This window comes from Paraburkholderia sp. Ac-20340, assembly GCF_017104965.1.
Lineage (GTDB): Bacteria > Pseudomonadota > Gammaproteobacteria > Burkholderiales > Burkholderiaceae > Paraburkholderia.
Map to the genome: position 1 here is coordinate 37,944 of NZ_JAAGPR010000011.1, position 20,890 is coordinate 58,833.

16 protein-coding genes are annotated in these 20,890 nt (G+C 64.4%); 13 read left to right on the forward strand and 3 right to left on the reverse strand.

Annotation, left to right across the window (positions count from 1 at the left end; all coding sequences use genetic code 11):
* Window positions 1-519 precede the first annotated feature (519 nt).
* The 13 genes from G3N59_RS16420 to G3N59_RS16480 all read left to right on the forward strand — a co-directional run bounded on the left by G3N59_RS16420 (window position 520) and on the right by G3N59_RS16480 (window position 19,157).
* Window positions 520-822, forward strand: coding sequence for a hypothetical protein (locus G3N59_RS16420; protein ID WP_205983682.1), 303 nt, complete (start codon window positions 520-522; stop codon window positions 820-822).
* A 342-nt stretch (window positions 823-1,164) separates the two neighbouring features.
* Window positions 1,165-1,593, forward strand: a complete 429-nt coding sequence (gene bcsD, locus G3N59_RS16425; protein WP_241023495.1) for a cellulose biosynthesis protein BcsD — start codon at window positions 1,165-1,167, stop codon at window positions 1,591-1,593.
* A gap of 73 nt (window positions 1,594-1,666) precedes the next feature.
* On the forward strand, window positions 1,667-2,251 hold the full coding sequence (bcsR, locus tag G3N59_RS16430; protein WP_205983684.1) for a BcsR/BcsP family cellulose biosynthesis protein: 585 nt from the start codon (window positions 1,667-1,669) through the stop codon (window positions 2,249-2,251).
* Entirely contained in the window at window positions 2,248-3,261 is a 1,014-nt protein-coding gene (gene bcsQ, locus G3N59_RS16435; protein WP_205983685.1) for a cellulose biosynthesis protein BcsQ, read from the forward strand. Before bcsR ends, bcsQ begins: the two co-directional genes overlap by 4 nt.
* A 5-nt stretch (window positions 3,262-3,266) precedes the next feature.
* On the forward strand, window positions 3,267-5,516 hold the full coding sequence (bcsA, locus tag G3N59_RS16440) for a UDP-forming cellulose synthase catalytic subunit (RefSeq protein WP_205983686.1): 2,250 nt from the start codon (window positions 3,267-3,269) through the stop codon (window positions 5,514-5,516).
* Window positions 5,513-7,897 carry a cellulose biosynthesis cyclic di-GMP-binding regulatory protein BcsB gene (locus tag G3N59_RS16445; protein ID WP_205983687.1) on the forward strand — a complete coding sequence of 795 codons (2,385 nt, stop codon included), beginning with the start codon at window positions 5,513-5,515 and terminating at the stop codon, window positions 7,895-7,897. Before bcsA ends, G3N59_RS16445 begins: the two co-directional genes overlap by 4 nt.
* A 40-nt stretch (window positions 7,898-7,937) precedes the next feature.
* Window positions 7,938-10,325 (forward strand): cellulose biosynthesis cyclic di-GMP-binding regulatory protein BcsB, encoded by a 2,388-nt coding sequence (gene bcsB, locus G3N59_RS16450; RefSeq protein WP_205983688.1) that lies wholly within the window; start codon window positions 7,938-7,940, stop codon window positions 10,323-10,325.
* A gap of 18 nt (window positions 10,326-10,343) precedes the next feature.
* The gene (locus tag G3N59_RS16455) at window positions 10,344-14,393 is read left to right on the forward strand and encodes a cellulose biosynthesis protein BcsC (RefSeq protein WP_205983689.1); all 4,050 of its coding nucleotides are present in this window, start codon (window positions 10,344-10,346) and stop codon (window positions 14,391-14,393) included.
* Between the two features lie 42 nt (window positions 14,394-14,435).
* Window positions 14,436-15,086 (forward strand): SGNH/GDSL hydrolase family protein, encoded by a 651-nt coding sequence (locus G3N59_RS16460; protein WP_205983690.1) that lies wholly within the window; start codon window positions 14,436-14,438, stop codon window positions 15,084-15,086.
* Window positions 15,087-15,170: 84 nt separating this feature from the next.
* Window positions 15,171-15,839 carry an SGNH/GDSL hydrolase family protein gene (locus G3N59_RS16465; RefSeq protein WP_321816166.1) on the forward strand — a complete coding sequence of 223 codons (669 nt, stop codon included), beginning with the start codon at window positions 15,171-15,173 and terminating at the stop codon, window positions 15,837-15,839.
* Complete coding sequence (locus G3N59_RS16470) at window positions 15,836-16,510, forward strand: alginate O-acetyltransferase AlgF (protein ID WP_205983691.1); 675 nt, start codon at window positions 15,836-15,838, stop codon at window positions 16,508-16,510. Before G3N59_RS16465 ends, G3N59_RS16470 begins: the two co-directional genes overlap by 4 nt.
* Before the next feature lie 105 nt (window positions 16,511-16,615).
* Entirely contained in the window at window positions 16,616-18,025 is a 1,410-nt protein-coding gene (locus G3N59_RS16475) for an MBOAT family protein (RefSeq protein WP_205983692.1), read from the forward strand.
* Window positions 18,026-18,029: 4 nt separating this feature from the next.
* Complete coding sequence (locus G3N59_RS16480) at window positions 18,030-19,157, forward strand: cell division protein FtsQ (RefSeq protein ID WP_205983693.1); 1,128 nt, start codon at window positions 18,030-18,032, stop codon at window positions 19,155-19,157.
* 116 nt (window positions 19,158-19,273) lie between these two features.
* Here G3N59_RS16480 and G3N59_RS16485 read toward each other — a convergent pair whose 3' ends face one another.
* The 3 genes from G3N59_RS16485 to G3N59_RS16495 all read right to left on the reverse strand — a co-directional run bounded on the left by G3N59_RS16485 (window position 19,274) and on the right by G3N59_RS16495 (window position 20,890).
* Window positions 19,274-20,107: a hypothetical protein gene (locus G3N59_RS16485; RefSeq protein ID WP_205983694.1), complete on the reverse strand. Its 834-nt coding sequence runs from the start codon at window positions 20,105-20,107 to the stop codon at window positions 19,274-19,276.
* A gap of 128 nt (window positions 20,108-20,235) precedes the next feature.
* A complete protein-coding gene (locus G3N59_RS16490; protein ID WP_205983695.1) occupies window positions 20,236-20,664 on the reverse strand; it encodes a hypothetical protein in 429 nt (142 codons plus the stop codon).
* Window positions 20,642-20,890: a hypothetical protein gene (locus G3N59_RS16495; protein ID WP_205983696.1), complete on the reverse strand. Its 249-nt coding sequence runs from the start codon at window positions 20,888-20,890 to the stop codon at window positions 20,642-20,644. The genes G3N59_RS16490 and G3N59_RS16495 overlap by 23 nt, the downstream gene beginning before the upstream one ends.

A 20,890-nucleotide genomic window follows, 5' to 3' on the forward strand; every position in this document is an offset into this window, starting at 1 on the left:
ATCGATGCAAACAATCTCGTGGCTCATCGCGGGAAATTCATCAAGCCGTTGCATGATGGTGTTACGTAAAATCCGGGAAGTTTTTCGAATTTTTAAATTGGCCGAAGATGGTAAGCAGTCCGTTGCATGATAGTATTTTCATCGACTGCAAATTCATGCGGCACCGGTTGTTCAAAGGCCAGGCGCAATCGAAATGCGAATATTCAGGCTGCCGCTTCGTTCGAGACGGCGGCTTTTTTGTGCACGCATCGGCGCGGGGAAGTTTGTCGATGTGTGTTCGGTCCAGATGATCAGACTGGCAATCTGGACGCCGGCTTATAAAAGATAATCCAGTTTGACCTCATGCCTCGCACGCATGCCGGGTCACAATAAAAAATGAAAACGACCGAATTCATGTTTCGTATTCCGGGGCACGGGAACGAAGCATTGCGCTACAGCGTGATTGTCGTATCCGGTATCAGTGTTGGATTCATTCGAATCGGCTCTGCAGAAAAGCCTTTTTCGCTCTTGGTGCCGCGCGTGCATGACGAAACGTTTGCGCATGTTCCCGCCGAACATCTCGCGCGACTGGCCATTGCCCAGGCGATCTATACGGAACTGTTCGACGCGCATCCGCCAGGCGCCATCGATCTGGACGTGCACGGGCCGCTCTGGGACGGCGATCTGGAAAGCGGGCAATGGCGGCATGACAGCGCGCAGGAGGCGGCTGCACCTGTTGCGCCGCTTGACTACGAGCAGTCAGAACCGGCGCAGAAAACCGTATTCGTCGCGCCGCGCGAGCCGCTTCTGGACCCGGATGTGGCGATGGCAAGCGGCTCGTAACCGAACACGCTGCGTGATTTGCAGGACTCGTCTGATGAATATCACTGTGCGCCTGGACACTTATATCCTCAGACATTGCCCCTTTTTCATCCGCAAACGTTTTACCGATTATTTTGTCGCGTCGACGTAACAAATCGGGCGCTGTTGCGAGATTAAAAAAATAAACATCGAGAGAATAATCAGTATAATCCGCCCCGCGCGCGTGTTTGAATCGACGTCCTTGCCGGATCATCTCAAGGTACATCGCGCGTATCGTCGGTCACGGCCCGAATGGTGCTCAGGGCCGTTTCTATCAGTTCCGCTTTGCAATGTGCGCCTGCCTGCAAGGCGCACGGATATGTCATGAATTCCATGCCTGCACCGCAATGGCGACCGTTCCTGTCGCTCTTTACGCAAGAGTTGACGCAAAACCTGACGCCCCGGCTCCTGACCCAGCTCATGCGTAGCGCGGGCGAACAATTCGGCCGTCAATATGCGCTTGCGCCGTCCGGCACGGTGGCCGAGATGCAGGCGGCGATGAATCGGGTCTGGAGCGAGTTGGACTGGGGTACGGTCGAAATTCGCGAGGCGCAGGACTGGCTGGTGCTCACGCATTACCACGCGCCGCTCAAGGCGGCGTTTGGCCCGGAGAATCTTCCCTGGGCCGGGGCGTTTCTGGAAGGCGCCTACGAAGCATGGATGCATCAGCTGGGCGCCGATCCGCAATTGCGGATCACCACGGCCGGACCGGCGGATGCATCGGGGACGATGGTTTTTCTATTCGGCAAGTAAAGAACAGCAAGTTGTGCGGGAGGCGCGTGGCGCCGGTCGGTGGATCGCACAACGAATACGACGGGGTCGGCGCATGAGCGGTGCATCGGACATTGCGAATCTCTTCGAGGTAGCGGGCGGAAATCCGGCGCAGTACCAGGAAGTGGAAAGAACGGAGCAGATGCAAGGCTCGCGTGGCCCGTGGTCCGCGTCGGATACGACCGATGCCGATGCCGCCGCGCAGCCACTGTTCGCGTGGACGCTGCCCGATGCCGCGTCCGAACCGCCGCCGGTCGTGCCGGAGGCGGGTGACGCGCCGGTGGTGCAGGCGCAGGTCCAAGCTCAAGCGTTGCCCGAACCTGTTGCGATCGAGCCGCAGCTTGCCAGCGCTGCGCAGCCGGAAATCGCGCCGCAACCGGCCATCGTTCAGGCTGAATCCGCCATCGTCGAGACTGAAGCTGTAGCGGCCGCGCCGCTGTCCGCTGTCGAAGCGCCCGCAGTGGCGCCCCAGCCGGCCACACCTCAGCCGGCCGCATCTCAGCCGGCCGCACCTCAGCCGGCCACACCTCAGCCGGCCGCACCCGCCCCCAGTCAACCGGCGCCGCTCGGCAGCGTGTTCGCACGCCTGCTCGCGCGCAGCGAGCCGCGTTCCGATGCCTCACCACGCGGGACGCCATGATCGTAGTCGCAGTCGTTTCCGCAAAAGGCGGTGTAGGCAAGAGCACGATCGCGGCCAACCTGGCTGTCGAATTGACCCGTCGCGCCCGCACGGTGCTGGCGCTCGATCTCGATCCGCAAAACGCGCTGCATCTGCATCTGGGCGGCAAGCCGGAGGCTTACTTCGGCCTGTCGCGCGCGAGCGTGGGCGACACGAGCTGGCGCGAGGTCTGCGAACGCACGACATCGGGCGTGAGCGTGTTGCCTTTCGGTCAGCTAAATGAAAGCGATATGCAGGCACTCGAGCGCCGTATCGCCGACGATCCGCACTGGCTCTCGCGCCACCTGCAGAGCCTGAAGCTGCCCGACGACGCGCTGGTGTTGCTGGACACGCCGCCCGGTGTATCGAATTTTTCGCGTCAGGCGCTGGGCGTGGCCGATCTGGTGATTTCCGTCGTGCTCGCCGATGCCGCGTCCTACGCAACGCTGCCGCAGATCGAAAACCTGATCCGCCGTCACCACGGCAAGCGCGAAGCCGTCTGTCTGATCAATCAGGCCGACGATACGCGTGCGCTGTCGCGCGAAGCGGCGCAACTGATCCAGCGTGCGCTGGGCGAGCGCGTGCTTGCGCGCGTGCGCGCCGACCGCGCGGTGAGCGAGGCGCTGGCGCAGGGCAGAACCGTCGTCGAATCGTCGCAGGAAAGCGTGGGGCGCACGGATCTGATCGCGTGCGCCGATCGCGTGCTCGAACTGTTGCCGACACTGCGCGTGCCCACCGCGGCGATCGACATTGCCACGCAGGCACGCGCACAACAGAGCGAACAATCGACCGAACAACTTCAGCCGACGAACGCCAACGGCGATAGCGACCGCGAACCCGCCGTCAGCATGAGACTGGCCGACGACGACCGGCGCGCCGCGGCACCCGTCGCATCGGCGCGAAAAACGGGCGTGATCCGCGTGATGGCCGTGTTGTCGGGCGTGGTGCTGGTGCTGCTGATCGCGCTTTGGATCAGGGCCCGCCAGGGATAATTGCTATGGCACAGATCGAACACAAGCCGCTGCCGCGCAGGCAGCAACCCGCCGGTTCGGGGCAGAGCGACGACGCCGGCGACTGGGACGACAAGCTCCTCGCCACCGGCACCTCGCTGCTTTCGTCGGGCTGGGCGCGCGTGGTCGTGATGCTGGCCGCCGTGGGGCTGTTCACGTCCGCGATGACGGTCCATCTGGCTTTGTCGAAGCAATGGATCTTCGCGATCATGTGTATGGTCGTCGCGTGGTTCCTGAGCCGCATTCGCGGCCGCGTGCTGACCGTGTCGCTGGTCGCGCTGTCGGTGTTCATGTCCATGCGCTACCTCTACTGGCGCATGACGCAGACGCTCTCGTTCACGAGCCCGCTCGACATGACCTTCGGCTATCTGCTGCTGGCCGCCGAATGCTATGCCGTGCTGATGCTGCTGTGCAGCTACTTCCAGACGCTCTGGCCGCTGCATCGCCGCCCCGTGCCGCTGCCCGCCGATACCTCGCTCTGGCCCACGGTGGACGTGTTCATCCCCACCTATAACGAGCCGCTCGAAGTGGTGCGGCAGTCGGTGCTGGCGGCGACGCTGCTCGACTGGCCGGCCGACAAAATGCGCGTCTATCTGCTCGACGACGGCCGCCGCGAAGCATTCCGCGCATTCTGCGCCGAGGCCGGCGTGGGCTATCTGACCCGCCCCGACAACCAGCACGCGAAGGCCGGCAACCTCAACGCCGCGCTCGCGAAAACCGACGGCGAATTCGTCGCCGTGTTCGACTGCGACCACGTGACCACGCGCTCGTTCCTGCAGGTCTGCATGGGCTGGTTCCTGAAAGACCCGAAGATGGCGATGGTGCAGACGCCCCACGTGTTCTATTCGCCGGACCCGTTCGAACGCAACCTGGAAACCTTCCGCAAGGTGCCCAACGAAGGCGACCTGTTTTACGGCGTGCTGCAAAACGGCAACGATCTCTGGAACGCCGCGTTCTTCTGCGGATCGTGTGCGGTGCTGCGCCGTTCGGCGCTCGACGAAGTGGGCGGCGTGGCGACCGAAAGCGTCACCGAAGATGCGCTGACCGCGCTCAAGATGAGCATGAAGGGCTACAACACGGGCTATCTGCCGATTCCGCAAGCCGCCGGTCTCGCCACGGAAAGCCTCGGCCGTCACGTTGGGCAGCGCATTCGCTGGGCGCGCGGCATGGCGGAAATCTTCCGCCAGTTCAATCCGCTATTGATTTCGGGCCTGACGCTGCCGCAGCGGCTCTGTTATCTCAGCGCGATGATGCACTTCTTCTTCGGCCTGCCGCGCATTGTGTTCCTGCTGACGCCGATGGCCTTCCTGTTCTTCGGCGCGCACGTGTTCCATGCATCGGCGCTGATGGTGCTCGCCTATGCGGTGCCGCATCTGGTGATTTCGAGCATCGGCGCGTCGCGGATTCAAGGTCGTTTCCGGCATTCGTTCTGGAGCGAAGTCTACGAAACCGTGCTGGCGTGGTACGTGATCCTGCCCGCGCTGCAAGCGGTGCTGTTCCCCGGCAGCAAGGGCTTCAACGTGACGTCGAAGGGCGGCGTGATCCGCCAGTCCTTCCTCGACTGGGCGATGGCGCGGCCGTACATCGTGCTGCTGCTGATCAATCTCGCCGGTTTCGGCGTGGGCGTGGTCGGCCTGATTCGCAGCCCGGGCTGGCCCGAGGCGATGAGTATCGTCTTCAACCTGGTCTGGGTGATCTACAACGTGATGAACCTGAGCGCCGCCGCCGGTGTGGCGACGGAATCGCGCCAGTTGCGCCTCACGCCGCGCGTGCAGATCGAACTGCCCGCCGCCGTGCAACTGGCCGATGGGCGCCGCATCGCCTGCCAGACCAGCGACTATTCGCAGGGCGGTCTCGGCCTCGTGCTGCCCGAAGATGCGCCGATGCCGCAACGCGGCGAGCGCATTCTCGTTTCGGTGTTCCGCGACGACTACGAAGGCAAGTTCCCGGCCGAAGTGCAGGTGTGCCGTGGCCGCACCGTGGGCGTGAGCTTCCCGGCGCTGACCATCGATCAGGAGCGCGACCTGATGCGCGTGACCTTCTCGCGCGCCGATAGCTGGATTGCCTCGTGGGGCCGTTATCGCCCGGACCGGCCGCTGCGCAGCCTGTTCGAAGTGCTGGGCGTAGGCGTGCGCGGTTTGATCGACCTGTTCCGCCATCTGCTGATGGGCGGGCGCGAGCGGCTGGGCCGCTCGACCGAAACGCCGGCGAGCGAGTTGGGATCGAAACAATCGTGAGTGCCGGCAACCTGACGTCTACGCGCACCTTGACGTGCACGCTGCTGCGCACGCGCCGCCTGGCGGCGCGCTTCGGTGCGGGCCTCGCGGCCATCGCCGCGCTCTCGCTGAATGTGGCGATGGCGCAGGGCGCGCCCGCGATTGCAGCTGCATCGGCTGCGCCTATGCCGGCCTCGGCCACGCAGGCCGCGCCGTCCAACGCCGCCCCGCAAGCCAGCGCCGAAAGCAACACCTACACCTACCGCATTCCGCTGCTGCGCGATAACGCCGCGGCAGGCCTGTCCCTGCTCGGCGAGGACGCCTATGGCGGCATGGACTTCGGCCTGCGCCGCGACGAACGCGTGGTCAGCGCGAAGCTCGTGCTCGACTTCCGCTATTCGCCGACGCTGCTGCCCGCGCTCTCGCACCTCAACGTGCTGCTCAACAGCGTGGTGGGCGCGACGATCCCGCTGCCCGAACCGGCACCGGCCGCATCCACGAACACCACGATCGACCTGCCGGTTTCGCTGCTCACCGAGTTCAATCATCTGAACCTGGAACTGATCGCCCATAGCAAGGCGAGCGACCAGGGCAACAATCCGCTCAGCGCCGATCTGTGGCTCAAGGCCGGCCCGGATAGCGCACTCGAATTGACGGTGGTGCCCGCAGCCGCGGCCAGCGATCTGTCGCAACTGCCCGCGCCGTTCTTCGACGCGCGCGACGTGCGCCGCGTGAATCTGCCCGTGGTGCTGCCGCGCGCGCCGGGCGGCACGCGTCTGGAATCGGCGGGCATCGTGACGTCGTGGCTGGGCGCGCAGGCGGGCTATCGCGGCTCGCATTTTTCCGCGAGCCTCGGCGCGTTGCCCGCGCACGGTCACGCCGTCGTGCTGGCCTCGCGCGACGAACTCGCAGGGCTCGGCCTGAGCGCGCTCACCGTCGATGGCCCGACGCTCGCGATCGTGCCCAATCCGAACGACCCGGCTGGCCGTTTGCTGCTCGTCACGGGCAGCGACGAAGAGCAGTTGCACACGGCGGCAACGGCACTGGCGCTGGGCGCGCGGACGTTTTCGGGCTCGCAGGTGCGTATCGACGGCCCGGTTTCCGGCGCGCCGCGCAAGCCCTTCGACGCCCCGAACTGGCTGCCCAGCGACCGTCCGGTCGAACTCGGCGAACTCCAGCCGGTGGATCGCTTCACGGTGCAGGGCCTGCGTCCCGGCGCGATCGACGTGGATCTGCATCTGCCGCCCGGACTGTTCGGCTTCGATAACAGCGGCGCGGTGCTGAATCTGCATTACCGCTACACGGCGCGGCCCGAGTCGGCGCGTTCGTCGCTGCATGTGCTGGCGGGCAATACGCCGATCCAGACACTCGCGCTGCCCGGCGACGCGTCGGACGGCCACGCCACGATGCGCATCCCGACCTATCTGCTGCCGCCGCTCACGACGCTGCAATTCGACTATCGCTACGAAGACGTCGCGAGCAAGGACAACTGGCAGGACGTGCCGAGCGGCCCGCTGCTCAGCGCCATCGATCCGACTTCGACCATCGATATCTCGCACTTGCCGCGTTACACGGCAATGCCGGATCTGCGTCTGTTCGGCGATGCGGGCTTTCCGTTCACGCGGCTGGCCGATCTGTCCGAAAGCGCGGTGATCCTGCCCGCGCAACCGGTCGCCGACGATTATTCGGCGTATCTGACGCTGATGGGCAGCATGGGCCAGGCCACCGGCTATCCGGTGCTGGGCGTGCGCGTGAGCAGTCCCGCGCAGGTGCTCAAGGACGACGCGCTGCGCGACAAGGATCTGCTCGTGCTGGCTTCGGGCGATAACCAGCCGGTGCTGAAGGCCTGGCACGACATGCTGCCGCGCGGCTTCTTCGGCCCGGTCAGCGCGCGCGCTCACACGCTGTCGACGTGGTGGGACAAGCTCACCGGCAGTCACGCCCAGGCGCAGCGCGACGCCGATATCGCGGCGCTCTATCGCAGCGACGACCACGACGGCATGGTGGCCGGGCTCGAATCGCCGCTCGCGGGCGGCCGCAGCGTGGTGGTCATCTCGGCCAATTCGCCGGCTGGGCTCGACGCGGTCGTGAGCGTGCTGCAGGCGCGCCGCTATCGCGCCAACGACTCGCTCAGCGGCAGCCTCGTGGTGGTGCACGACGGTCTGCTGACCACGCTGAATACGGATCAAAGCTATTTCATCGGCTCCCTGCCGCTGCGGCTGGGCATCGAGTGGTTCTTCGCGAGCCATATCGTGCTGCTGCTGTTCGCGACGCTCGGCAGCGTCGTGCTGATCGGCCTGCTGGGCGGCGTGCTGCTGCACCGGCGCGCGCTGAACCGGCTGGACCTGGCCATTCCCCAGACATCGCAACGTGAAGAAGGACGACGAGGTTCTCATGTTTAAAAGACGGCCTGACCTTTCCCGGGCACGCCTTGCGCGTCGCATGACCGTGCAGCCGGCGCTGCTGCTGGGCTGTGCCTGCCTCTGGGCATCGGTGACGCTGGCGGCACAGCCGGTCGCGGCAGGGAACGCCGATGCCGCGAAGAGCGCCGCGCCGCAGCCCGCTGCAGGCGCGAACGCACCGACCGTGGCGCCGGCAGCGGCAGGACCGACTTCGACCGTCACCTACACCTTGCGCCAGTTGGGCGCGCAATACGCGCTGAATCTGCGTGGCGTCGATGGCAGCAACACGCTGCCGGTCGGCGTGCGCGACGACCAGGTCGTGAGCGGCGCGCGTCTGAATCTGCGCTACGCCTATTCGCCGGCGCTGTTGCCCGATCTCTCGCACATCAACGTGCTGGTCAACGATCAGGTGGCGGCGTCGATCGCGGTGCCCAAAGACACGGCCGGCGCGAGCCTGCAACGCACCATCGCGCTGCCGCCGTATCTGTTCACCTCGAACAGCAAGTTGCGTCTGCAACTGATCGGCCACTACACCACGCAGTGCGAAGACCCGCTGCATTCGAGCCTGTGGGCCAACATCAGCAACGACAGCACGCTGAGCATCGATACCCAGCCGCTGCCGCAGGCCAACGATCTCGCGCGCCTGCCGATGCCGTTCTTCGACACGCACGACATCCGCCGCCTGAGCCTGCCGTTCGTGTTCGCGGGCAATCCCGATGCCGCTGCGCTGGAAGCCGCGGGTTCGGTGTCGTCGTGGTTCGGCGCGCTGGCGAACTATCGCGGCGCGGATTTCCCGGTCTCGCTGTCGACGGTGCCGCAGCAGGGCAACGCGATCGTGATCGTCGAAGGCGCGGATCAGGCCACGCTCGCGGGCGCGCCGCTGCAAGGTCCGACGCTCGCCATCGTCGCCAATCCGAACGATCCCAACGGCAAGCTGCTGCTCGTCATGGGCCGCGACGGCAAGGAACTCAAGCAGGCCGCCGACGCGCTCGTCACCGGCAGCCAGACGCTTTCCGGCCCGAGCGCGCTCATCACGCATTTCGCCGAAATCACGCCGCGCAAGCCTTACGACGCGCCACGCTGGCTACGTACCGACCGGCCGGTGTCGTTCGGTGAACTGATCGATGCGAAGCAGTTGAGCGTATCGGGCTATAGCCCCGACCTCATCCGCATCAATACGCGCGTGCCGCCGGACCTGTTCGGCTGGCATGCGCCGAATGTGCCGATCGACCTGCATTACCGCTACACGCCGCAGCCGTACATGGTGAATTCGTCGCTGCTCTTTAGCGTGAGCGACCAGTTCATGAAGTCGATTCCGCTGTTGCCGCTCGAACGCCTCGAAGGCGGCGCGAAGCTGCGCGCCGAAGTGCTGCCCGACAGCAGCCTGCCGCGCCAGGCGAAGCTGGAAGTGCCGCTGGAAACGCTGCTGCAGCCGAACACGCAGCTGCAGTTCCGCTACATGTACGACTACATCAAGCAGGGCGAATGCCGCGACATCATCATCGATAACGTGCGCGGCGCGATCGATCCGGAATCGACGATCGATCTGTCGAAGTATCCGCACTACATCGCCATGCCTAACCTGGCGGCGTTCGCGCAGGCGGGTTTCCCGTTCACGCGCATGGCCGATCTCTCCGATACCGATGTCGTGCTCGGCGAGAACGCGGGCGTGCAGGAATACAGCGCGTATCTGTCCGTGATGGGCCGCATGGGCGATTCGACCGGCTATGCGGCGCGCGGTGTGACCGTGCTGCGCGGCCAGCGCATCGACGCGATGCCCGCGTCGAAGGACCTGCTGGTGATCGCCTCGGGCGCGGATCAGGCCTGGCTCAAGGACTGGGCGCAATACATGCCCGCCGCGTACGACCATGGCGCGCAGTTCTCGCTGTCCGATCTGCCGGGCCGCGTGCGCGGCTGGTTCCATTCGAATCCGCGTCTCGATGCCGCGCCGGGCAGCCTGCAGCTTTCGTGGACCGGGCCGGGCGTGAGCGCCGTGCTGGCCGGTTTCGAATCGCCGAAGGAGAAGGGCCGCAGCGTCGTCATGATGGTCAGCAATCAGCCTGAAGGCCTGAAGGATGCGGTTTCCGCGCTGCTGGGCGTGCCGAACTACGACAAGCAGCCGATCCAGGGCAGCCTCGTGTCGATTCGCGGCCAGGAAGTGGATTCGCTCGTGAGCGAGCACAGCTACTACGTGGGCCATCTGGGCATCTGGCGCGGCCTCGACTGGTGGCTCGCGTCGTTCGGGCTGTCGCTCGGCTGGCTGGCGAAGGTGCTGGGCATCGTCGCGCTGGTTGCGTTTGCGGCAGGGCTGTTCGGCTTCCTGCGCCGTCGTCAGGCGCGCCGCGACGCGCAGGCGCAGGCACGCCTGCAGGCCGCGCAGCGGGCGCAGCGCCAGATCGAACACGACGCGCAGCGCGAGCAACATTAATCAGGACAGGAAACGTTCATGCTAGTCAGCCGCAGCCAGGCCTGCATTCTGGGTTTGTTGCTCACCTCGGCCAGCCACCCCGCGTGGGCGCAGGACGCCACCTCCAGAATGCTGCTGGAGCAGGGCCGCTATTGGCAGGCGCACGACAAGCCCGAGCTGGCCGCGCAATCCTGGCAGAAGCTGCTTTCGACCGATCCGAAGCAGCCCGAAGGTCTTTACGGCATGGGTTTGATCGCGGTCGGCAAGCGGCAGTTTGCGGCTGCGGGCGATTACCTCGCGAAGCTGCGTGCGTCGGCGCCGGATAGCCGCTTCGTGCCGCTGCTCGAACAGGATATTCGTCTCGGGCAGGAGCCCGGCAAGTCGACGCTCGCCAAGGCGCGGCAGATGGCGCAGGACGCCGTCAACCAGAACGACCCGAAGGGGCTCGCCGCCGCCATCGCGCAATACAACAAGGCGCTGGGCGGCAAGCCGCCGCAAGGCACGGTGGCGCGCGAGTACTACACCTATCTGGGCTATACCGAAGGCGGTACGGATCAGGGCATTCAGGGCCTCGAGCGCCTGAACACCGAAACGCCCAACGACCCGTACACCATGCTGGCGCTGGCCCAGCATCAGGTGCGCGACGAGCGCGATCGCGCGGCGGGCGTGGCCTTGCTGGAAAAGCTGGCGGCGCGCCCGGACATCGGCGGTGCGGCCACGGAAGCGTGGCGATCGGTGCTCACGTGGGTCGCGCCCACGGCAAAAAATCGTTCGTGGTTCGAGGACTATCTCAAGCTGCACCCGGACGACGACGAAATCCGTCATCAGATGACCTCGCCGCGCGCGGCCGGCACGCCGGGTTCGGCGCCGCCCGTGCCGGTCATGGACCCGCGTCTGCCGCGCGGTTTCGCGGCCTTCAAGGCGGGCGACATCACCACGGCCGAGCGCTCCTTCAGCGACGTGCTCGCCGATAAACCCAACGACACCGACGCGCTGGGCGGCCTCGGCCTCGTGCGTATGCAACAGGGCGACCTGGCGCAGGCGCAGACGCTGCTTTCGCGCGCCGCCTCGCGGCCGGGCGCGGGCGCGAACTGGAGCCGGGCGCTGGCTTCCGCGCGTTACTGGCTGCTGGTGAACCAGGCCGAAGGCGCGCAGAGCGTGGGCGACTACGCCACCGCGCGCCGCGATCTCGATCAGGCGCTGCGCATGGACCCGGCCGAGCCGGGCGGGCGCAACGCCTCGGCACGTCTTTACGCCACCCAGGGCGATCTGCCGCGCGCGGAAAAACTCTACCGCGACGTGCTCGCCACGAGCCCGAACAACCGCGAGGCCGTGAGCGGTCTCGTCGATATCCTCGCCGAGACCGGGCGCGCCGAAGAAGCGCAGAAGTGGATAGACGGCATGACGCCCGAGCAGCAGGCGGGCATCGGCGGGCTCGATCGTCTGCGTGCGGCCGTGGCCTCGGGGCGTGCCGACGCCGCCGAACAGCGCGGCGATCTCGACGCGGCGCGCCGCATCCTCGAAGACGCGCAGCACACCGACCCGGACAATCCGTGGATTCGTCTGGAGCTGGCGCGTTTCGAACTCAAGCAAGGTCACGCCGATCAGGCGCGCGAACTGGTCGACGGCCTGCTGGCCTCGAACCCGGACAACCCCGACGCCCTCTACGCCAGCGCTCTGCTCGCGATGCAGATGGGCGACTGGTCGCGCGCGCAGGACACGATGGCGCGCATCCCGGCGAGCGCGCGCACGCCGAATATGGTCGCCACCGCGCAGCAGATCGACTTTCAGGCGGTCGCGGCGCAAGCCTCGCAACTGGCGCACGACGGTAACCTCGACGACGCGCGCAATATGCTCGCGCGCCTGGAAACGTCGGCGGGCAAAGACCCGGCGCGCGTGAGCGCGCTGGCGCAGGCTTATGTCGATGCCGGCAACCTGCCGCGCGCGATGAGTCTGATGCACGGCCTGATGCCCAACGGCGTGAAGGGCAGCGGCCCGGACGTGCAACTGGCCTACGCGAGCCTGCTGCTCAAGACCGGGCAGAACGTGCAGGCGCGCGACGTGATGCGCGGCCTCGAATCGCAGACGCTGACCGCCGATCAACGCCGTCAGCTCGACGATCTCGATTACCTCTACGCCGTGCGGCTGGCCGAACAGCAGCGCCAGCAAGGCGATCTGGCGACGGCTTACGACACGCTCGCGCCGGTGCTCGCGAAGCGTCCGAACGACAGCCTCGCCAATGCCGCACTCGCGCGCATGTATGCCGCCGACGGCCAGTACGATCACGCGCTCGCGCTGTATCAGAAGGCGCTGTCGAACGACCCGGACAACCCTGGCTTGCAGCTTGGCGTGGCGATGGCGGCGGTCCAGGCCGGCAAGGGCGGCGTGGCCGATGCGGCTTTGAAGCAGGCGGTCGCCAAGGCGCCGAACGACCCGGACGTGCTGGCGGGCGCGGCGCGCATCTACGTGATGCAGGGCAAGATCCGCGAGGCCCAGGCGCTGCTCGAAACGGCGATCGCGGCGAAGGAAAAGCGCATGGGCGTGAATGCGCAGAGCGTTCACGTGGCAGGCAATCCGTTCGTTCACGACGACGCGGATACCCGTCTCGCGGCGCGCGACAAGCGCCGTGCCGCTGCGGCGGCGCTGGCGCTTCAGGATCAGGCGGGCGTGACGACGGATACGGCGGCCGCGCCTGCGACGGCCTCCGGCTCCGCTTCTGCTTCGGCATTGAACACGCCAGTGGCCGGCACTACGACGGCTTCGCGCGAACGCGCTCCGGCGCGCACCGCCGCGCTGCCCTCGGTCGCAGGCACGCCGATCGGCGCGCAGGCGCTCGCCGATACCGTCACGGCAACCGAGCCCTCGGACGGCACGATTTCGCTCGACGACATGCGCGACGAACTCGACGACATCCGCTCGCAGCGCTCGCCGCAAGTGCGTGGCGGCCTGATCGTCTCGACGAATAACAGCGCGGGCGGCCTGTCGCAACTGACCGACGTGCAGCAGCCGATGGAAGTGCTGATTCCCGCCGGCAACGGCAAGCTCTCGCTGCGCGTGACGCCGGTGGAACTGAACAGCGGCACGCTCGGCACCGATGCCTACAGCAGCAGCCAGTTCGGCGGCGGCCCGGCAGCGGCGCTGGCGCAGCAAAACAGCGAGGTTCCGGCGCCAGCTTCGCAGAACGCACGCGGCGTGGGCCTGGGCGTGGGCTATGAAATCCACAACTGGAGCGTCGATGTCGGCACCACGCCGTTGGGCTTCCAGTACACCGACATCGTCGGCGGCGTGACCTACAAGAGCGCCATCAACGCGGCGCAGGGCAGCTGGTTCAACGCGGGCGTGTCGCGCCGCGCCGTGACCGACAGCATCACCTCGTTCGCCGGGACCAGCGACGCGCGCACCGGCGTGAGCTGGGGCGGCGTCACCTCCAACGGCGTGCATGGCGCGATTGGCGTCGACACCCAGCAATTCGGCTATTACGGCTACGGCTCCGTGAAGTATCTGGACGGCCACAACGTCCAGTCGAACGAAGGCGCCGAAGTGGGCGGCGGCACCTACTGGTATCTGCATCGCAGCGCCAACAGCATGCTGACCGCGGGCCTGAATCTGAGCGGCGAGTTCTATCGTCACAACGAGAACAACTTCACCTACGGCAACGGCGGCTATTTCAGCCCGCAGCGTTACTACGCTTTCACCGTGCCGGTCACGTGGGCGCAGCGTTCGGATCGCTGGACCTACAAGCTGCAAGGGTCCGCCGGTCTGCAGTATTTCCATCAATCGGCCGCGCCGTATTTCCCGACCAATGCCGCGTTGCAGTCGGCGGCGGTCACGGCGGCGTCGTCGCTGGGCTTGAGCGATGGCGCGATCCACCCGGCGCAGTCGTCGACGGGCATCGGCTATAACCTGCTCGCCACCGCCGAGTACCGCTTCAGCAACCATCTGACGGGCGGGGCATCGGTGGGCGCGAACAATTCGTCGAGCTATCGCCAGTGGGTGGCGGGCCTGTATCTGCGCTTCAGCTTCGCGCCGCAGACGCGGTCGCTCGATATGCCGGTCATGCCTTATCAATCGCATTACAGCGATCAGTGACGCCATCGCGCTCACCGGTCGTTTTTCAGGAGTAGAAGAGTCATGCTTGCTTCCGTACTCGCGGGTATCAGCATTCTCATGATCGGCGATAGCCATCTGAGCGAGCCGGGTTACCTCATCGACACCTTGCAGGACCAGCTGGTCGCGGTCGGCGCGCACGTGCACACCTATGGCGTGTGCGGCAGCACGCCGGGCGACTGGGTGAAGTCGGTGGCGGGCACGTGCGGCGGCGCGCAGCGCACCGACAAGGCGCCGCTCGTCGTCGATCACAGCGCGAAGACGCAGCCGATCGATCAGTTGATCGCCGCGAACAAGGCGAATCTCGTGATCATCGTCGAAGGCGACACCATCGGCGGATACGGCAAGGACGACTTCCCGAAGGCCTGGGCCTGGCAGCAGGTCACGGCGCTCACGCAGAGCCTCGCGGCGAACAAGACGGCCTGCGTGTGGGTCGGCCCGGTGTGGGGCACCGAAGGCGGCAAGTATCAGAAGACCTTCACGCGCGTGAAGCAGCTTTCGTCGTTCCTCGCGAACAATGTGGCGCCGTGCCAGTACATCGATTCGCTGACGTTTTCGAAGCCGGGCGAATGGGCGACCGTCGACGGCCAGCATTTGACGACCAACGGCTACAAGCTGTGGGGCACGGACATCATGAAAGCGCTGGTCAAACTGCCGAACGTGCCGAAAAAGTAAGCGCGCCGTTGCTGTGCGCGTGAGGGAACGCCGTTCCCGATCTTTCAAAATCGATGTCCGGCCAGGCCGGACCAGGAGTGTCGTGTGGCTGCTGCTGCATCCGTTTTGCTGGGCCTTTCCGTGCTCGTCATCGGCGAAAGCCATCTGACCTTGAACAACCACCTGCGCGAGCCGCTCGTGCAGAGCCTGCAGGCGCAAGGCGCCGCGCACGTGCATGTGGTGGGCGTATGCGGCGCAAGCCCGGGGCGCTGGCTCAAGAGCACGCCCGGCGATTGCGGCGCGGATCAGGTCGATCAACGCCCGGCCACCGTGCTCGGCAAGGAAGCGCACACGACGCCCATCGCCGATCTGATTCACGCCGATAAACCCAATCTCGTGGTGGTCATCGAAGGCGACACCATGGGTTCGTACGACAAGCCGGCGTTTCCGAAAGCCTGGGCATGGCAGGAAGTCACCGGCCTGACCAAAGCCATCGCCGATACGCACACGGCCTGCGTCTGGGTCGGGCCGGGCTGGGGCAGCAATAGCGGCCAGTTCGCCAAGAGCGATGACCGCGTGCGCGAACTGTCGGCGTTTCTCGCCAACAATGTCGCGCCTTGCTCGTATATTGATTCGACCACCTTCGCCAAACCGGGCCAGTGGCAGACGCTCGACGGCGAACACTACACGCAGATGGGTTACGTGGCCTGGAGCAAGGCGATCGCCAATGCCATGCAGCACGCGCCCGCCGTTCAGGGATTGAAAAAGCCATGAAAAACCTTCTCTCGCGCTTTGGGTTGAGCGCGTTTGCGCTTGCGTTGCCGTTTGCCGCAACCTCCGCATTCGCCGCCGATATCCCGCTGTATCCGACCGGTCCCGCCGAGGATTCGTCCTTCGTGCGTTTCGTCGATGGCGGTACGCAAGCGGTTGCCGTGACCGCGACGGGCTCGAAAGCGCGCGTGGCGCTCGACGCCGCCAACCCGGCCAGCCACTTTTTCCCGATCGCGGCGGGCAAGCCGGTTTCCGGCACGCTGACGAGCGGCGCTGCGCATCAGGACGTCTCTGCCACGGTGCAGCCCGGCGAGTTCGTCAGCATTGTCGCGCTCGACGGCACGCATGCCGTGACCGTGCGCGAGAAGCCGGACGATTTCAACGCGCTCAAGGCGTCGGTTGCGCTCTACAACCTCGACGCGCGCTGCGCCGCACCCGCGCTGAAAGTGCCGGGCCGCGACGTCACGCTGCTCGACGGCGTGGCCGTGGGGCAGGGCAAGCGCCGCCAGGTGAATCCGGTGGCCTTGTCGGTGCAACTGCAGTGCGGCGGCAAGGCCGTGGGCCAGCCGCTGAGCCTGGGCACGCTGGTGGCGGGCCAGCGCTATACGGTGTTTCTCGTGCCGGCCGGCGCGCAATCGCGCATCTTCTTCGCCAACGACGCGGTGAGTCACTGAGCGCAATCGTTTCGTATTGCTGACGATGGCGTGTTGCGCAAAAGCGCATCACGCCCGCGGCTTTTTTCAACCGAGCTTGAACTGAGCTTCGACTGAGACCGATGCATGGTTTTTGCGTCCCTCGAATTCCTGACGCTGTTTCTACCGGCCTTTCTCGCGATTTACGTCGCGTCGCCCGCGCGCTGGCGCAACGGCGTGCTGCTGTTTTGCAGCTGGTTTTTCTATGGCTGGTGGAGCCCGGTTTTCCTGCTGCTGTTTATCGCGCTGACGTTCTGGGGCTGGCTGGGCGGCGTCGTCATCGACCGCGCGCAGAGCCCGCGTGCGCGCGGGCGCTGGCTGGCGCTGTTCATCGTCGTGAACGTGCTGGTGCTGTGCTGGTACAAGTACGCGAATATCGTCGTCGATAGCCTCGACAACGTGCTGGCGCTCGGCCACGCCGGGCCGATTCCCTGGCAGCATGTCGTGTTGCCGATCGGGCTGTCGTTTATCGTGCTGCAGTCGATTTCGTATCTGATCGACGTGCAGCGCGGCACCGTGCCCGCCGATCACAGCATGATCCGCTACGGCGCCTATCAGGGAATGTTCGTACACCTGATTGCCGGGCCGATCATTCGCTACGCCTGGGTCAAGCGCGAACTGGTTTCGCGCACGGTGGACTGGGACGGCTTCAGCGCAGGCGCGCGCCGTCTGATGATCGGCATGAGCATGAAGGTGCTGGTGGCCGATACGCTGTCGCCCATCGTCGATGCCGCTTTCTCGCTGCACGCGCCCACGCTCGCCGACGCCTGGCTCGGCTGCGGGTTCTACACGCTGCAGCTGTTCTTCGATTTCGCGGGCTATAGCGCGATGGCGATCGGCCTCGGCCAGATGCTGGGCTTTCGCTTTCCCGAGAACTTCAATCATCCGTATCTGGCGAACAGCATTCAGGACTTCTGGCGGCGCTGGCATCTGTCGCTGTCGAGCTGGATTCGCGATTACCTGTATATCCCGCTGGGCGGCAATCGCAAAGGCGAGTGGCGCACCTGCTGCAACCTGCTGCTGACGATGGCGATTGCGGGCCTCTGGCACGGCGGCGATAGCTGGAACTTCCTGCTGTGGGGCACCGCGCATGGCGTGGCGCTGATGGTGGCGCGTCTGTGGCGGCGCTTCGGCCTGCCTGCGGTGCCGCTCGCGCTATCGCATGTGTTGACGCTGGTTTTCGTGATGCTTGCGTGGACGCTGTTTCGCGCGCAGGGCTTTCATGCGGCGATGGCGATGTATCGCGGACAGTTCGGCTTGAACGGCATCGGCTTGAGCGACGCCATGATCGTGCTGTTGCGGCCGGTGCATGCGCTGGCGGCGGCGTTGGGTATCGTCTGCGTGCTGCTGCCGATCGGGCAGGCGTGGTGGGACCGGCTGCCGGGCACGACGGCGCTGCGCTGGTGGCAGGCGCTCTGGCCGCTCGCGGGCTTTCTGCTGTCGTTTGGCCTGATCGTCGCGCGCGGCGCGGTGCCGTTCCTTTACTTCCAGTTCTGACGCCATGGAAGATCCCAAGCCACTGCCCCAAATGCCGGCCACGCGCGCGGGCAAGATCGTTGCCGTCACGTTGATGGTGCTGTTGTTCGTCGGCCTGTTCTGCAATCTGCGCTTCGCGGCGACGGCGGAATCGCTGTTGCCGCATGCGGTGACGCGCGCTGGCCTGCTCGACGGCACGGTATCGAAAGCGCTTGCAAGCCGCATGGCCGATACGCCCATCGCCGCCGATGCCGCGCGTGTGCAGCGCGCGCTGGGCTGGCTGACGCTCGGCGATCTGGGGCCGCGTGTGCGGCAAGGTTGCCCGGGCTGGCTGTTTCTGCGCGATGAACTGAACGTGTACGCCGATGGCGAAAACCATCTCGCCACGCGCGCTGCGACGGTTGCCGCTGTGCAGCGGGAACTGGCGAGCCACGGGATCGCGCTGCTGGTTGCCGTGGTGCCCGACAAGTCGCGTATCGAGCCGCAGCATCTGTGCAGTCTTTATCGGCCGGTTTCCTTGAATGGGCGGCTGGCGGATTGGGTGTCGCGGCTGGAGGCGCAGCGCGTGCCGGTGGTTGATCTGGGTAATGCGTTGCGTAGCGTGCAAGGCGATACGTTTTTCCGCACCGATACGCACTGGACCCAGGACGGCGCGGGTGCCGCCGCGCAGGCCGTGGCGCAGCGTATTCGCGCGTTGGGCGTGACGCTGGGGGCGAGCAAGCCGGGGTATCGGGTCGAGCAGAAGCCGGCTGCGCTTCGACCTGGCGATCTGGTGCGGCTGGCGGGGCTGGAGGAATTGCCGACGTCGTGGCAGCCGCGTGCGGAAGTCGTGGCGAGCCGCGCCTATGTTCACGAGGCGCAAGCCGCTTCATCCGCCGACGATCTGTTCGGTGACGCCGATCTGCCGAATATCGCGGTGATCGGCACGTCGTATTCGACGACTTCAGATTTCGTGCCGCAATTGGCTTTGGCGCTGGGCACGGGGGTGGGGAATTTTGCGCGCGAAGGGGCGAAGTTTGGCGGCTCCGCGCGGGCGTATTTCGCGAGCGCGGCTTATAAGCAGACGCCGCCGAAACTGATTGTCTGGGAACTCGATGAGCGCGATCTGCAGGCACCGATCGAGGCGGAGGATGGGGTGGTGGTGGGGCGGTGAGGGGATAGAGCGCGGGCGATCGTGCGATAGTTGGCGCGCTTTGATAGTGCGATCGTTGACGCGCTTTGCAAGAAGTAGAAGTCCTGCGATGAAGTTTGTGATCTCGGCTGCTGCTCTCACTCACTTTTGCTAGATACACCGTGTGAGCGCTTGTTTAGCTCGTCCTGCGTGAGATAGTGCCGGCCGAACCCCATGCTCCGCAGATTGTCCGCGCGGATAATGTTCGTCGCATCCCACGGTCCGCGTTCGCTTTTTATTTCCATCAAGTAGTCAAAAGTGGCGCAGAGGTCGTAAGGGGAATTTTCTGGAATTCTCTTGCGATAGGAGAGAACGCCATAGCTTGGTGGATAAGCGCTCGACATCGAAATCACCCCGAGGGGCCAGTAAAAATCTGATTGTTCGGTTCTCGCTCCGTCAATTTTTTCACCGCTCACGACGCGTTCGAGGCCGAGTTGTTCGATTTGTTGATATGGAAAATTGATGGTGACATTATCGTCTATCAAAATTCTGAAACCACTTATCCGTGGTTCATCGCCATTGGATTTTGATCTTCTATATATTATGGAGAGCGCCATCATCTTGTCAGGGAACCACATGTACTCGATTTCGCTACCGATTTCATTTTTGTAAACCGGATTTCCAAAGTTTTTCACAACATCGGGGAATGATAGATCTCCCGAAGCCCATTGCAGTCCCACTTTAATGCGCTGAATCAGGTTGGCTTGTTGCTCAGGTGACATCACTTTGTTCGAGGGAACTTCCACCTTGCTGACCTCCGGCTGTGCTGCCTGAATTCCGCTGCAAAGCCAGAATGCGCTGGCGAGCAATATTGTCAGCAGCGCACGCACGCGGATTGGCAACCATTGCATCGACGTCAATTGGAGTTCCTCCCAAACCGACATGTTGTAAAAAATCTGCGGCGATGAAACGTACGCGCTGATACTCTTCATTGAACGACGCGGAATCCGGCAGCCAGGTAGGGCGAAAATCTGGTCTTCGCCAAAAATTCAGAAGATACCAATACGATTCAACTGTTAATCCAGGAGATGGTTGTTGAGCAAACTTGATCGCCCTCGTTTTAAAATTCGCTTTGGTTGCGTGTTTTTAAATCTTCCGGCGTAAGATAACTTCGACCGATCCTCATTCGACGAAGATTGTCGGCGCGGATAATGTTCGTCACGTCCCATGGTCCACGTTCGCTCTTCAATTCCATCAAGTAGTCAAAAGTGACGTACAGGTCATACGGGGAATCTTCTGGAAGTCTCTTGCGGTACGAGAGAGTGCCATAGTTCGGTGGAAAAGCACTGGACATGGAGATCACACCAACGGGCCAGTAAAAATCCCCTTGTTCAGTTCTGAATCCATCAATTTTTTCGCCGTGCACGATTCGGTCGAGGCCGAGTTGTTCGATTTGTTGATATGGATAATTGGTGATGACCGCATCGTCAAGCATGATTTCGAAGCTGTTTATCCGTGGTGTTTCGTCACCGGCTTGGTGTTTCGTCACCGGCTTGGTGTTTCCTGTAGGCGAAGGAAATAGTCATTAAATTATAAGGAAACCACTTGTATTCAATGTCATTGTTGAATTCAGTTCGACGTTTTGGGCTTCCAAGGCGCTTCATAACGTCGTCCAATGAAATATCTCCAGATGCCCACTCAAGTCCTGTTCTCATATATTGAAGCAGATCGGCTTGTTGCTCAGGTGACATCACGGCTTTTGCTGGAACTTCCAC

What these genes read in the sequence shown, in the direction of transcription:
- bcsD (WP_241023495.1), top strand. Translation starts at nt 1,165, where the DNA reads ATGAATTCCATGCCTGCACCGCAATGGCGACCGTTCCTGTCGCTCTTT.
- bcsR (WP_205983684.1), top strand. Translation starts at nt 1,667, where the DNA reads ATGAGCGGTGCATCGGACATTGCGAATCTCTTCGAGGTAGCGGGCGGA.
- bcsQ (WP_205983685.1), top strand. Translation starts at nt 2,248, where the DNA reads ATGATCGTAGTCGCAGTCGTTTCCGCAAAAGGCGGTGTAGGCAAGAGC.
- bcsA (WP_205983686.1), top strand. Translation starts at nt 3,267, where the DNA reads ATGGCACAGATCGAACACAAGCCGCTGCCGCGCAGGCAGCAACCCGCC.
- bcsB (WP_205983688.1), top strand. Translation starts at nt 7,938, where the DNA reads ATGACCGTGCAGCCGGCGCTGCTGCTGGGCTGTGCCTGCCTCTGGGCA.
- G3N59_RS16455 (WP_205983689.1), top strand. Translation starts at nt 10,344, where the DNA reads ATGCTAGTCAGCCGCAGCCAGGCCTGCATTCTGGGTTTGTTGCTCACC.
- G3N59_RS16460 (WP_205983690.1), top strand. Translation starts at nt 14,436, where the DNA reads ATGCTTGCTTCCGTACTCGCGGGTATCAGCATTCTCATGATCGGCGAT.
- G3N59_RS16470 (WP_205983691.1), top strand. Translation starts at nt 15,836, where the DNA reads ATGAAAAACCTTCTCTCGCGCTTTGGGTTGAGCGCGTTTGCGCTTGCG.
- G3N59_RS16475 (WP_205983692.1), top strand. Translation starts at nt 16,616, where the DNA reads ATGGTTTTTGCGTCCCTCGAATTCCTGACGCTGTTTCTACCGGCCTTT.
- G3N59_RS16480 (WP_205983693.1), top strand. Translation starts at nt 18,030, where the DNA reads ATGGAAGATCCCAAGCCACTGCCCCAAATGCCGGCCACGCGCGCGGGC.
- G3N59_RS16485 (WP_205983694.1), bottom strand. Translation starts at nt 20,107, where the DNA reads ATGAAGAGTATCAGCGCGTACGTTTCATCGCCGCAGATTTTTTACAAC.